Consider the following 13,401-nt stretch of genomic DNA (forward strand, 5'->3'; position numbering starts at 1 on the left):
TTTATACGGGTTTTTTAATTTCTGTGGAGTCGGAGGGATTCGAACCCTCGTCCAAACAAGTAACCAAAGAGCCTTCTACACGTTTATTCTTTTCTTGGTTTTTCGATTGCAAGCTGGTTAAAGACAACCTACTTACAACTTAGCTTCTAAATCTCGAAATGGCATCAAAGCGCTACCATATCTTAGTTAATTTTTACGATGCCTCAAAAAGGAACGCCACTAACTAAGGCTTTCCGGAGACATTTAGCTTGTACACCTTGTGTACCGAGGCCAATCCTACTATAATTCAGATTACGCAGCTAAAGCGTAGTTATTCTCGCCGTTTAAAATTTGGTCTAGCCTTTTACGTGTCTCAAAACCATTACACGACGTGCTTACCGTTTAATTAATCTCGCTGTCAAAACCAGTCGACCCCTTAATGAAATAGTAAATTTTTAATTTAAGTAATTGAATTCATCCTGAATTTGTTTATTCATAAATCCTAATTTCAACTAAGGTATTCATGCATCTTTGATGTCAGGAACTCATCAATTTTACTTGGCGTTACCCTGTCGGGTCAGGCTTTCGGCAGTCGCTCTCTGCGAGTAGCTCCAACAAATGCCTCAATCCTTAACGCGGGTAGCAAAGGTATCAAAAAGTTTGTAATTCGTTTTAATTCCTGTAAATTTAAAGCAATAATTATTCCAGTTTCAATATTTATGCAAATTGTCAGTAACCCAAAAGTTGAAGATGTTTTCAACAATAATCCCAAATCGGTAAAAGGGCAAATATTGCATTTAAGAGAACTGGTTTTTAAAGTCGCATCAACAATTGATGGGATTACCAAAATAGAAGAAACCCTAAAATGGGGCGAGCCCAGTTACGTAACAAAACATGGCAGTACATTAAGAATGGATTGGAAACCCAAATACCCAGAACAATATGCCATGTATTTTCAATGTACATCAAGACCTGTTTCAACCTTCAAAACTGTTTATAAAAACACCTTTAATTTTGAAGGCAACCGAGCCATTGTATTCAAATTGAATGAAAACTTTCCAGAAGAAGCATTAAAACACTGTATTGTATTAGCATTAACCTATCATAAAATAAAACATTTGCCTTTATTGGGCGCTTAGACCTATGAAATTTGCCATAATAAAAGAACGTAAAAATCCGCCCGACCGCCGCGTGGTATTTTCACCATCAAAATTAAAAGAAGCACAAAAGCAGTTTTCCAAAGCTGTTTTTAAGGTAGAATCTTCCGATATTCGAGTTTTTTCAGATGAAGAATACAAAACAGCCGGTTTTGAAGTAACCCAAGATGTTTCAGATTGCGATATCATGATTGGCGTCAAGGAAGTTCCTATTGAGGCTTTGATTCCCAATAAGAAATACTTTTTCTTTTCCCATACCATAAAAAAACAACCTTACAATCGCAAGTTACTACGAGCTATATTGGAAAAAAACATTGAGCTTTACGATCATGAAACCATTGTAAACAAAGAAGGTTTCCGGTTAATTGGTTTTGGACGATACGCTGGCATAGTAGGGACATATAATGGATTTAGAGCATGGGGTTTAAAATACAATTCATGGGATTTGCCCAAAGCGGGGCCGTTACCCAACCAAGCCGCTTTAATAAAAGAGTTAAAGAGTATTAAATTACCAAACATAAAAATATTATTAACTGGAAGCGGCAAAGTATCAAATGGTGCGCAAGAAATGTTGGATGCCATGGGGGTAAAATCTGTTATTGTTAAAGATTACCTCAATAAAACATTTAATGAGCCGGTGTATTGTAAAATTGATGTTCTGGATTATAACAAACGTAAGAACGGTGAAATAGTTGACGATGTATTCGATTTTTTCAACCATCCTGAGGCGTACGATTCTAACTTTATGCGGTTTGCCAAAGTAACCGATTTTTATATTGCTGGACATTTTTATGGCGATGGTGCACCATATTTGTACACACGTGATGATGTGAAGTCACCTGATTTTAATATAAAAGTAGTGGCCGATATTAGTTGTGATATTAATGGTCCAGTGGCTACAACGCTTCGGGCTTCAACTATTGCCAAGCCTATTTATGGTTACGACCCACAAAACGAAACCGAAATAGATCATCAAGATGACAAGGCTATTACCGTAATGGCCGTAGATAATTTGCCATGTGAACTGCCAAGAGATGCTAGTGAAGGTTTTGGAGAACAGTTTTTACAACACGTTATTCCTGCTTTTTTTAATGGCGATAAAGATGGTGTTCTACATCGAGCAAAAATCACCGAAAATGGGCAACTTACCAAACGTTTTTCGTATTTGCAGGATTATATTGATGAAAAGGAATAAATTTGTAGCCTAACAATCCATTTTAAATTGATTTATGACGAAAAAAGCTTTGGTAACAGGAGCGGCATCTGGTTTGGGTTACGAACTAGCCTTTTTACTGGCGAAAGACAATTACAGCTTGTTTTTGGTTGATATTGATGCTGTTCGGTTAGAAAAAGTTAAAACCGAAATTCAAGATAATTTTAAAATTGAAGTTTTTACGATAGTTAAAGATTTGAGCCGGAAAAATGTAGCTCAAGAGATAATGGACGACATTAATAACCAGCCTGTTGATGTTTTGATAAACAATGCTGGATTTGGTCTGTTTGGTTCTTTTGTAGACACCGATTGGGAACGCGAATCTGAAATGCTGCACGTACATATTTTGACAACTACTCATTTAACCAAGTTAGTACTAGAGGGTATGGTAAAACGCGGTTCGGGTAAAATTTTGAATATGTCTTCACTTGCGGCATTCCAGCCCGGGCCACTCATGTCAATTTATTATGCATCAAAAGGGTACATGTTGTCATTTTCAGAGGCCATTGCCAATGAACTTAAAGGCACAGGCGTTACGGTAACGGCATTATGTCCAGGGCCAACAAAAACCGCTTTTCAAAAAACGGTATCTTCCGATACACGCGATAATAGAATCACTTTTAATATGGCTTCTGCTAAATCAGTTGCGTTATATGGGTATAATGCTATGTTAAGAGGGAAAAGCTATGCCATTCCTGGGAGCTTTAATAAATTCTTGGCCGTAATTCCGAGGTTGGTAACCCGGAAAGCGGCAACTTCAATTGTTAGAAAAATCCAGGAAAAAAATAGAGAAAAGGAATAATAACCCCTTTTTAGCTTGTCCGACTAAAATTAATTAATCAGATATTTCTGTGCTTATTATAGCCAATTTATTTTGATTAATATTCTTTTATAATTTCTAAAAAAGCACTATCTTATAAGGTAATTCACTGGTCGTTAATTAAAAGATATGTGTCATGAATCCTCCATTAATTTTTACGGTTTTAATTGTCGTATTTCTGTTATCAGGCATACGTATAATTTTTGAGTACAAAAGAGCCTTAAAATTTAGGTTCGGTAAACACATAAAAACTTTACAGCCGGGTTTTAGATGGGTTATTCCTTTAGTAGAGACCATACAGATAGTAGATATAAGGGTTATAACTATAAATGTGGTTTCCCAAGAAGTCATGACCGAAGACAACGTACCGTGTAGTATTGACGGTGTTGTTTTTTTTAAGGTTGTAGACCCAGAAATGGCGGTGTTGGAAGTTGAAGAATATACGTTTGCTATAACTCAGTTATCCCAGGCGGCTTTGCGCGATGTTTGTGGTAAGGTTGAATTGGACACCATTTTATCAAAACGTGAAGAAATGGGTAACAATATAAAAAAGATTGTTGAGGTTGAAACTAAACAATGGGGCATAGATATTATAGATGTGAAGATTAAAGATATTCAACTGCCCGAAAACATGAAGCGAATGATGGCAAATCAAGCCGAGGCTGAACGCTCTAGACGTGCACGTATTATTTTGGCTTTGGCCGAAGAACAAGCGGCTGGAAAGCTTTTGGAAGCCGGTAAACTTATTGACCAATCGCCATCTGCAATTAAATTGAGGTTGTATCAAACTCTATCTAATATTGCTGCCGAAAAGAATTCCACAATTTTATTCCCTTTCCCAGAAGAAGTATTGCCCCGAAAATCTAAAGAAGGTGTAGGTTAAAAGCTCGTTTTGATTTGTTTAGTTTTCTTTTGTCGAAAGCGTTTTAAACACCCAAAAGCCAATACTTAAAAATGTTCCGAATAGTAATGTGAACAACCATGCTTCAAAGTTTGCCATGGGTTTTAGGGTAATGTTTACGATATCGGCTAAAAGGTATTTGGGATTACTAATAATTTCCCAAGAATTGTACCTTAAAAATCTGCCCAGATAAACCCCAAAGCTTGTAAAAAAGAAAAGGAAAATAAAACAGTGCTTAACAATTGATTTTTTAATAAATAGCTTTAGCAGCTTCTCCATGTCTAAAACAGACCAATAGAACATTAACATGCCATTAAGCGCAAAGGATGATACAACCAAAATATCTAACCAAAGTAAATGGGTGTTACTAATTTTTAAATGCAATAAATCGGTAATAATGTAAGGGGCATTTGGTAAAAATAGCAGCCATGCACCAGGCCAAATAATTAGACTAACTTTTGACGGTTTGGGAATACACATCAAATAGCTTGAAATAGCAAAAGGTATGATTGCAAGAAATAAGTTCCATACCAAAAACAAATAGAAAAATGAATGGGTGAGTTTCATTCTAATCATTAGCAAAATAATGCTAAACCCCATTGTTGTGGTTAATATGGAGATTGTTTTATATCTATTTAGAATGAGATATTTTATGTCGTTCATGATTTTTGGAGTTTGAGTTCTATAATTAAAACCGTTAGTGCACCTAGGGTGTAAGCTACTAAATCTGTAATTTGAAAGGTGCTGCCTAAAATGAGATTGGCAGCCTTACTATCCTGAAGATTCAGTATTTTTAATAGGTTTACCATTTGAAGGAATTCAATGGAATATGCAAATACTAAAACGGCTACGGCCAGTTTAAAAGGTTCGATATCTAAAAAACTTTTAATAAACGTATAAATGAGAATAACTACCATAAAGTCGCCAAACGTATGGCGTATAAAGCCGGTTTTTAGGTAGGTTGCTATTAGTATCTCTGTAGTGAAAATCAAGAACGTGATGATGATGTAAGGTGTGTTAGGTTTTAGAATCATTTTATATCTATTTTTTCGCCTAAAAATTTAGGGCCTACATTAAAGAGAATATCAATTGAAGCTTTGGTTCTTGCCAAATGCTCACGAAGTTTTGTTTTAACGCCGTAGCGACCAGTTAAGTCTGTTGCGTTAAAGGCAATAGCTTTTATTTTAGAATGTTTGGCAAGGTATATGGCTCGCTCGTTATGGAATTTTTGTGAAATAATCGTGAGACTATTTAATCCAAAAATCTTGTTTGCTCGAGCCATAGAATCTCGGGTGCTAAACCCCGCGAAATCAAGATAAATCTTGTTCTCTGGTATGCCATTTTCGATTAAATCATTTATAAAAAACGAGGGTTCATCATAATCTTTCCGACTATTATCGCCACTTATTAAAATGTATTCAATTTTACCTGATTTATATAATGTAATGGCGGCATTTAACCTGTACTTATAGTAGAGATTAATTCGGCCAGAACCAGCAAATTTATTAGCACCTAAAATAAGGCCAACTTTGTTTTTGGGGATTTTATCCACATTGTTATAGATTGAATTTTTAGCTTGATAGGTTATCCAGAAATTCAAACAAACGCTATAGATTGTTACGAATAGGATTAAATAAATTACTTTTTTAAAGTGCTTCTTGTTTAGCATTATGACAAATGTTTAATATGTGCAACTTGTTTGCGAGAAAAAATAATGGTTCGGAATTGATCAATAGAAACCTCAAGGAGTTTTTTGTAATTATAATGATGAAAACTATTGGCGTTTTTTCCGATGCAATATGATTTGTGGTAGTACCTTATGTAATCAGGTAAAATAATAATACCCAAAACTATTGCGCCATATAGATAAATACTGCGCTTACCATTGCCGAAACAAAGGCATTGCAGGGCAATTTCATCTTCAACATTTGTGCTATAACCGCAAAGTACATGATAGCAGTCGTGGCGTTCTACTTTTGGAATAAGTTCAAAATTGTTTTCGTGTAGAAATGCCCCAAGATGTCTGCCGAAGGTTGGTTTTGGGAATTTAAGTAAATCTTCTTTTGTGATATTCCAAGAATTATGGTTTTTGAACATATTGGTGTATATTTTTTGGGAGTGCTTAAAGAGAAAAATAATAAGTTGTTTCCGCAGCGATTTTATTTTCTGTAACAAGAAGTAGGTCATGGTAAACTGGTGGTTTTGTTTTTTGACTATTGGGTTAATTTTTCTTGATTTTTTATGTGCTTTTTCAAATCAATAAACCAAATGCACAATGCAGAAAAGTAAACCGAAACGAAGTAATAAATGATAACCATATAGAAACCAAATTTTATAATACATAGCACACATAATGAAAAAAGCGTCATGATGTAATAGGGAAAGTATAGTTTAAAAGCACTTTGCTTGTCATTTGGTTTTTTCGAGAACCAATAGATACATGAAATACTAAGTCTAAGTATTCCAAAATGAATTATACACAAAACAGAAAAGGCAACAAGAATCAGTACAACCATTTTAGTTTTCTTTGATTTTTAAATTGTCGTATAGCAGTTCTTGCCAAGCGTTAGATTTTAATCTTTTTATATAGCGCTCATATTTTCGTTCAATTATGGAAATTGATTTTTTGTCCATATTTTTTGTCTCTGTCAGTTCCTTGAGCAAAAATGTATTGTTGTCCGATAGTTTAACCAGATAGTTAAAATCTAAGGATTGGGCGTACTTGAAATTGTAACTGGTTATTTGGTAATCCCAATTAATTGTACTGCAAGCAATTAGAACGATAAAAACCGTTTTCACGTTAAGTCTAAATAAATACCAGGTGTTTTTTAATTGAGTTATTTTAATTAGGGTGGAAATAAGGCCTATGAGAGAAAGTGCTAAGTAAACCATGACACCAATTCTCTTGTAAGTAAGTCCATAATAATAGATATACTGTCCGTTTTTAATAACAATGCTGATGACTAATAGAGTATTGAGTATAATCCATAATAGCGCCAACTGCTTTAAAGTTGTGTTTTCCTTGAAAAAATTTAGATCGCCTCTAAAGACATAGAGCAGTATAACAATTGCTATAACAATGGAAACGATTAGAGCATTAATGCTGCTATGGACCTGAATTGAAAAAACCGAGGCTCTCAAATCCATATTATTAGTTAAGAACATAATATCGGTAATGAGATATATAATGATTAGGGCGTTTAAAAGACTGATGAGAACAAGACCCATTTGATTTTCTTTTTGCAGTTTGATTGCAGAAAACTTATCACTTTTAAATAGTGAATTGCCAGTTTTTAGATCGAGTTCTGTAGCTGGTTCTACATTTACGGGTTTATGAATGTTTGAAAATAAGTAATAACCCAAACCTACCATGAATAGCCAATGTAAATTGATAAAGCTAAAGTCGATTTTTTCAATAAGACCATTAAAAAGTGGGTTGCCGTTTTTGTACAGAACAATAAAAATTATGACAACAATTATCGGTATGCCAATAATCTTTATGAGATGGATGTAATCAACGGCCTTATCAGCCTTCTGTTCTTTGTATTTTTCTTCTTCAGAAAATTTCCGATGAAACATTCCTGCAATAGTACTGTATAGACCATTAATCCAATTGATGTAAATAGACGACCTGGTTTTAGAAACCATTCCAATGAGAGTCAAAAAAGATACAAGATTGGCAATAATGGTAAGTATTGAATCATGGAAAAAAACGGCTAAGCCGGTAATAAGATATATGGTCGAATAAAGAATAGTGTTCTTGTTCCTAAAACTGTTTTTATTGTTCAAGAAGATAATAGCTATGGTGATAAGGCTAAATAGTAATAGGTTTATTCCGATGGTTTTATCGTAAAAAAGAGAACTAAACATTAATGCTGAGATAATTAGTGATGCTTTTTTCATATTAATTTTATTTAAAGTACTTTGTTTTTCAAAGTAAAAGATTAAAATTTTTTTATTCTATTTTGAAATGATGTTTAGGCGTTTAATATCGCTTTTATATTCGGAAGGCAGTAATACTTCTTTTATCGCCCAATCTAATTTAAAACTTCTAAAAATTTTATAGATGGTTACCAGTGGTTTCAGCACAGAACGCTTCCTAAACTTTAATAATTTCCGTGCCTCATTGGGTAATAGTAGAATTTGGGTTTCAATAAGTAGGTGATATCTAAAAACACCCAAATGTTTTCTGTATTGCCTATAAAGATCTTTTGTGTATTTGCCATTATGCAGGTTTTTTTCCAAATGATTTTTTCGGGCGATTTCAAATTGAAAGTAAGTAGGAGGAAGATTATTTAAGCCCATTCTCTCACCAACGTTTTTAAACACATTTAAGACTTCTTGTTTTTCTTCAAAAGTTAAAGGTCTTTCAATAACTTCGAAGGATTTTATGGAATAATCGATGAGCATAAATAGGACATCTTTATGAGCCCAATCTGGAATAGCTTTACCACGATTGTGCTCAACAGTGCTGTGTATTGCTGAAATATTATCTATCGCGTTTAGGGCTGTTTTATATTCAGAGAAAACAATGCGCCTAGCATAATTAACAGTCGAAAAGAGTCTGCCCATAGGGTCTTTTGGTAATTTTCCCGTGAAATAGAGCCAGTCTACAGATTTATTGAGTGCAAACTCAGCGGATGCACCAGCAAATACCAAAAGAATGGTATCACTTTTACTCCAAATTTTTCTGACTATTGAATGTTGATTTACAAAATTTTCCATCCTATTTATGTCTTGTTAATTAATTTTTCAAGCGCTTCAATATGCTTTTTAAATTCCAGTTCGCCCAATTTGGTAGTCGAGTAGCGGGTATTCGGTTTACGCCCAATAAATTGTTTTTCAACATTAATATATTCAGCTTTTTCAAGGGCTTTGGTGTGGCTGGCTAAATTACCATCGGTAGCGCCCAAAAGTTCTTTTAACGTGTTGAAATCGGCATATTCGTTAACCATTAAAACAGACATAATACCGAGTCTAATACGGTGGTCAAATACTTTATTAATGTTGTTTATTATGCTCATGATTTCACTGTTCAGTAGGCAGTATTCAGTTTGCAGTCTTCATTTCCCTTGCGACTTTTAATCTCAGTAAAAACTTATGTTCTATCATATTTAAAATGCATCCAAGTGCCATACACGATGTGCATGATTCCAAACCCTAAAACCCATAGCCAAAATCCGTAACCAGGTAACGAAGCCGCAATTAACCCTAATATAATCTCAATGTAGCCTAAGTATCTAATGTCTCCTATACTATACTTAGATGCATTAACTAAAGCCAAACCATAAAAAATAAGCATTAAACCACCAGTATGGCCGTACTTTCCTTGACTTAAAATAATTAGTATATACAAACCTCCAGAAATTAAAGGAATAAAAAAATTAATTACTAAGCGTTTAGATGTTGCATCCCAAATTTTTGCGCCATGTTTCTTTGCTTTTCTTGTTGTTAAAACAATGGCGGTTATAATGCTTAATAGAGCTACCATGCATAGGATTAATAAACAAATTCTGAAAATAAGCCCATCCAATATTAAATAACCTTTAACTGAAGTTGTTACCAGCCAATAGGCTATTGCAGCTCCAATAAGCGCATAAACACCTGCAAGTATTCCAGATAAACCACTAAGTGATATAAATCGAGACGATTTGTTCATTAAATCCTTTATCTCGCTGATGTCTTTTAAATAATCTTTTGATTCCATATGAAAGTACTTTGAAATACAAAGTAAATAAATAATTTTTAATTTTGCATCATAATTTTTTGTTAAGTTTGAAATAAAGTCAATATCGTGAAACCAGTTGACCAGTATTTTATAAACCAAAAAGAACCATTTCAATCTATTATGTTGTATGTGCGCAGTGTTATCTTAAATACGCTGCCAGAAGTAAATGAACGGTATAGTTACAAAATTCCGTTTTATAATATTGGCAAAAAGCCCATGGTTTATTTAAATGTTCTAAATGGTAAAGATTATGTCGATGTGGCTTTTGTGCAAGGGGTTCTTCTAGAACAAGACTTTCCCGTATTAAAGAATGATAACAACAGAAAGCAAGTGCGCTCCATCCAACTGAAAACCTTGGAAGATTTAGATCAGGAAAACTTTGTGGCGTTATTAAATGCTGCTTCCAAGCTGTTAAAAGCAAGTAAAAAAGCGTGGTTTATTTAGGTTAGGCTGTTAATCGTTTTTCTAATAGCAACCAAATTGGTAAGCAGTTTTTCCAAATTATCTAAATGCAGCATATTGGCACCGTCGCTTTTTGCTTTGGCAGGTTCAAAATGGGTTTCAATAAATAAACCATCAACGTTATTAACAATACCAGCTCTGGCAATGGTTTCAATCATGTCTGGTCTTCCGCCTGTAACTCCAGCCGATTGGTTGGGCTGTTGTAGGGAATGAGTGACATCTAATACAACTGGAGCATAGTCCTTCATTGTGGGAATGCCACGAAAATCAACAATCATATCTTGATAACCAAACATGGTTCCTCTATCTGTTATCCAAGCTTTGTAGCTACCTGAATCTTTCACCTTTTGTACGGCATGTTTCATGGCCTCAGGGCTCATAAACTGTCCTTTTTTTAAATTCACTACTTTTCCCGTTTCTGCTGCAGCGACCACTAAATCGGTTTGTCGAACCAAAAAAGCGGGGATTTGTAACACATCAACATATTCAGCCGCCATTGCAGCATCATTAACTTCATGGATGTCTGTAACGGTTGGTACATCAAAAGTTTCAGAAACCTTTCTTAAAATTTTCAGTGCTTTTTCATTACCTATTCCTGTGAAACTGTCAATTCTACTTCGGTTGGCCTTTTTAAAACTTCCTTTAAAAACATAAGGAATTTCCAGTTTATTGGTTATTTCAACAACTTTTTCGGCAATTCTTAAAGCCATGTCTTCGCCTTCAATAGCACATGGGCCGCATAACAAAAAGAAATTATTGGAGTTGGTATGTTTTAATTTGGGTATTTCAGAAAGTTTCATTTGGAAAAAAATTTAATGCGTAAAGTTACACATTAAATGTATCCTTTTAAACTATTTCTTATAATCCATAAGGCCATTATTAAATTGGCGAAAAGAATAAGTCCACCATAAAGTGTAAGTTGGTTTAAAGGATAAGAAATGGATATAATTTTTAGCATATCGGATAAAAACGCCAAAATAAGATATGACGATATGCAAACAAAAGTGATGCCCAGTGTAAAGTTTAATTTTTTATTTGGCTTTATAATTTGCCATAAAAAGGGAATGGCAAAAAACAAAATGGGATAAGCGGTAATGCCGTCAGCCCTATTTATTACCGTAAACCAATAAGCAGAGATGGCAATAAAATATAAGTACGGAATACAATTTGTGTATTTATTGATTAAAGTCGGCATGGTTTTAATCTTTTCTGTTTGAAAATCAATTATTTATAAAATTAACGAAAACACAAATTTTAAATTATAATACTCTTTAAATATAACATTTATTTAACGAATAACACCTACCTTTGCAGGCTTAAAATAAGGCACTATAATTATGGCTAATATTAAAAACATTGCAATTATTGCACACGTTGACCACGGGAAAACAACCTTGGTTGATAAAATTATGTACCACTGTCAGTTATTCCGTGAGAATGAAAACACGGGTGATTTAATTTTAGATAACAACGATTTGGAACGTGAGCGTGGAATAACCATTACCTCAAAAAACGTATCTGTACAATATAAGGACACAAAAATTAACATTATTGATACCCCTGGTCACGCCGATTTTGGAGGAGAAGTAGAACGTGTTTTGAACATGGCTGATGGTGTTTTATTGTTAGTTGATGCCTTTGAAGGCCCCATGCCACAAACTCGTTTTGTACTTCAAAAAGCTATTGATTTAGGTTTGAAACCTTGTGTGGTGGTAAATAAAGTTGATAAAGAAAACTGTACGCCAGATGAGGTGCATGAAAAAGTATTCGATTTAATGTTCGAATTGGGTGCAGAAGAATGGCAATTGGATTTTCCAACCGTTTATGGTTCGGCTAAAAACAATTGGATGAGTGAGGATTGGCAAAAACCAACCGAAAATATCGAGCCACTTTTAGATATGGTTATTGAACATATTCCAGCACCAAAAATTGAAGAAGGAACCACTCAAATGTTGATTACTTCACTAGATTTTTCATCGTTTACCGGACGAATTGCTATTGGGCGTTTAACCCGAGGTGAATTAAAAGTGGGACAAAACATTTCATTAGTGAAAAGAGATGGTAGTATTGTAAAATCAAGAATAAAGGAACTTCATACTTTTGAAGGTTTGGGCCGATTAAAAGTAGATGAAGTAAAAGCTGGAGATATTTGTGCTATTGTTGGATTGGAAGGATTTGAAATTGGTGATACGGTTGCCGATTGGGAAAACCCTGAAGGGTTAAAAACCATCGCTATTGACGAGCCGACCATGAGCATGTTGTTTACCATTAATGATTCGCCGTTTTTTGGTAAGGACGGCAAATATGTAACCTCTCGCCATATTAAAGAGCGTTTGACCAAAGAACTGGAAAAGAACCTGGCTTTACGAGTTTCAGAAACGGATAGTGCAGATAAATTTATGGTTTTTGGCCGTGGTGTATTGCACTTATCGGTTTTAATTGAAACGATGCGCCGCGAGGGTTACGAACTTCAAATTGGTCAGCCACAGGTGATTATAAAAGAAGTTGATGGTGTTAAATGCGAGCCAGTTGAAGAAATGACCATTGATTTACCCGAAGAAGTTTCTGGAAAGGCTATTGAAATGGTAACCATGAGAAAAGGTGAAATGCTTAGCATGGAGGCCAAAGGTGAGCGTATGGTTTGCGAGTTTATAATTCCGTCAAGAGGAATTATTGGATTGAGAAATCAACTCCTTACTGCAACTGCAGGTGAGGCTATTATGGCACACCGCTTTAAGGAATATCAACCATTAAAAGGAGGAATTCCAGAGCGTCAAAATGGTTCTTTGGTTTCTATGGAGAATGGTCAGGCCATTCCTTATTCAATTGATAAGTTGCAGGAACGAGGCAAGTTTTTCATCGATCCGGGTGAAGATATTTACGAAGGGCAGGTCATTGGTGAAAACTCACGTGGTGATGACATGACCGTTAACGTTACCAAAACCAAAAAGTTGAGTAACGTACGTAGTTCTGGTGCTGATGATAAGGCTAAAATTGTTCCAGCTATTAAATTTTCGCTAGAGGAAGCTTTAGAATACATCCAAAAAGACGAGTATGTTGAGGTGACGCCTAACCACTTGCGATTACGTAAAATCTATTTAAAAGAGGTAGATCGTAAGCGAAACAAATCGATATAAATTT

At 34.7% G+C, this 13,401-nt stretch carries 16 protein-coding genes and 1 other RNA gene; 6 read left to right on the forward strand and 11 right to left on the reverse strand.

Translation table 11 applies throughout. The annotated features are described in order from the left end of the window. Window positions 1–21: 21 nt before the first annotated feature. Window positions 22–415: a transfer-messenger RNA gene (gene ssrA, locus ACIEHO_RS03940) on the reverse strand. Window positions 416–698: 283 nt separating this feature from the next. Between ssrA and ACIEHO_RS03945 the strand changes: the two genes are divergently transcribed. From ACIEHO_RS03945 to ACIEHO_RS03960, 4 genes are all read left to right on the forward strand, one after another. Next, window positions 699–1,118, forward strand: a complete 420-nt coding sequence (locus ACIEHO_RS03945) for a DUF1801 domain-containing protein (RefSeq protein ID WP_406968889.1) — start codon at window positions 699–701, stop codon at window positions 1,116–1,118. A 4-nt stretch (window positions 1,119–1,122) separates the two neighbouring features. Next, window positions 1,123–2,331, forward strand: coding sequence for an NAD(P)-dependent oxidoreductase (locus ACIEHO_RS03950; RefSeq protein WP_406968891.1), 1,209 nt, complete (start codon window positions 1,123–1,125; stop codon window positions 2,329–2,331). A 34-nt stretch (window positions 2,332–2,365) separates the two neighbouring features. Further along, the gene (locus ACIEHO_RS03955; protein WP_406968893.1) at window positions 2,366–3,151 is read left to right on the forward strand and encodes an SDR family NAD(P)-dependent oxidoreductase; all 786 of its coding nucleotides are present in this window, start codon (window positions 2,366–2,368) and stop codon (window positions 3,149–3,151) included. A gap of 154 nt (window positions 3,152–3,305) precedes the next feature. After that, complete coding sequence (locus ACIEHO_RS03960; RefSeq protein WP_406968895.1) at window positions 3,306–4,052, forward strand: slipin family protein; 747 nt, start codon at window positions 3,306–3,308, stop codon at window positions 4,050–4,052. A gap of 18 nt (window positions 4,053–4,070) precedes the next feature. On the opposite strand, the gene ACIEHO_RS03965 is transcribed toward ACIEHO_RS03960, so the two are convergent. The 8 genes from ACIEHO_RS03965 to ACIEHO_RS04000 all read right to left on the reverse strand — a co-directional run bounded on the left by ACIEHO_RS03965 (window position 4,071) and on the right by ACIEHO_RS04000 (window position 9,777). Then, window positions 4,071–4,733 (reverse strand): DUF1361 domain-containing protein, encoded by a 663-nt coding sequence (locus tag ACIEHO_RS03965; protein ID WP_406968897.1) that lies wholly within the window; start codon window positions 4,731–4,733, stop codon window positions 4,071–4,073. Further along, window positions 4,730–5,104: a ribosomal maturation YjgA family protein gene (locus tag ACIEHO_RS03970; RefSeq protein ID WP_406968899.1), complete on the reverse strand. Its 375-nt coding sequence runs from the start codon at window positions 5,102–5,104 to the stop codon at window positions 4,730–4,732. Before ACIEHO_RS03970 ends, ACIEHO_RS03965 begins: the two co-directional genes overlap by 4 nt. Continuing rightward, complete coding sequence (locus ACIEHO_RS03975; protein ID WP_406968901.1) at window positions 5,101–5,739, reverse strand: SanA/YdcF family protein; 639 nt, start codon at window positions 5,737–5,739, stop codon at window positions 5,101–5,103. The genes ACIEHO_RS03970 and ACIEHO_RS03975 overlap by 4 nt, the downstream gene beginning before the upstream one ends. After that, entirely contained in the window at window positions 5,739–6,167 is a 429-nt protein-coding gene (locus ACIEHO_RS03980) for a Coq4 family protein (RefSeq protein WP_406968903.1), read from the reverse strand. Before ACIEHO_RS03980 ends, ACIEHO_RS03975 begins: the two co-directional genes overlap by 1 nt. Window positions 6,168–6,587: 420 nt before the next feature. Continuing rightward, window positions 6,588–7,973 (reverse strand): DUF4153 domain-containing protein, encoded by a 1,386-nt coding sequence (locus ACIEHO_RS03985; RefSeq protein ID WP_406968905.1) that lies wholly within the window; start codon window positions 7,971–7,973, stop codon window positions 6,588–6,590. A 57-nt stretch (window positions 7,974–8,030) separates the two neighbouring features. Then, window positions 8,031–8,795 carry an oxygenase MpaB family protein gene (locus tag ACIEHO_RS03990; RefSeq protein WP_406968907.1) on the reverse strand — a complete coding sequence of 255 codons (765 nt, stop codon included), beginning with the start codon at window positions 8,793–8,795 and terminating at the stop codon, window positions 8,031–8,033. A gap of 5 nt (window positions 8,796–8,800) precedes the next feature. After that, complete coding sequence (locus ACIEHO_RS03995; RefSeq protein WP_406968909.1) at window positions 8,801–9,094, reverse strand: winged helix-turn-helix domain-containing protein; 294 nt, start codon at window positions 9,092–9,094, stop codon at window positions 8,801–8,803. A 74-nt stretch (window positions 9,095–9,168) separates the two neighbouring features. After that, on the reverse strand, window positions 9,169–9,777 hold the full coding sequence (locus ACIEHO_RS04000) for a hypothetical protein (RefSeq protein WP_406968911.1): 609 nt from the start codon (window positions 9,775–9,777) through the stop codon (window positions 9,169–9,171). Window positions 9,778–9,864: 87 nt separating this feature from the next. On the opposite strand from ACIEHO_RS04000, the gene ACIEHO_RS04005 reads away from it, so the two are divergent. Further along, complete coding sequence (locus ACIEHO_RS04005) at window positions 9,865–10,242, forward strand: DUF1801 domain-containing protein (RefSeq protein ID WP_406968913.1); 378 nt, start codon at window positions 9,865–9,867, stop codon at window positions 10,240–10,242. On the opposite strand, the gene kdsA is transcribed toward ACIEHO_RS04005, so the two are convergent. Both kdsA and ACIEHO_RS04015 read right to left on the reverse strand, forming a co-directional pair. Next, window positions 10,239–11,060 (reverse strand): 3-deoxy-8-phosphooctulonate synthase, encoded by an 822-nt coding sequence (gene kdsA, locus ACIEHO_RS04010; RefSeq protein WP_406968915.1) that lies wholly within the window; start codon window positions 11,058–11,060, stop codon window positions 10,239–10,241. The genes ACIEHO_RS04005 and kdsA overlap by 4 nt on opposite strands. A gap of 32 nt (window positions 11,061–11,092) precedes the next feature. Beyond that, window positions 11,093–11,455, reverse strand: a complete 363-nt coding sequence (locus ACIEHO_RS04015) for a hypothetical protein (protein ID WP_406968917.1) — start codon at window positions 11,453–11,455, stop codon at window positions 11,093–11,095. A 142-nt stretch (window positions 11,456–11,597) separates the two neighbouring features. On the opposite strand from ACIEHO_RS04015, the gene typA reads away from it, so the two are divergent. Then, a complete protein-coding gene (typA, locus tag ACIEHO_RS04020) occupies window positions 11,598–13,397 on the forward strand; it encodes a translational GTPase TypA (RefSeq protein ID WP_406968919.1) in 1,800 nt (599 codons plus the stop codon). Window positions 13,398–13,401 lie beyond the last annotated feature (4 nt).

The organism is Flavisericum labens (assembly GCF_045446075.1).
GTDB lineage: Bacteria > Bacteroidota > Bacteroidia > Flavobacteriales > Flavobacteriaceae > Flavisericum > Flavisericum labens.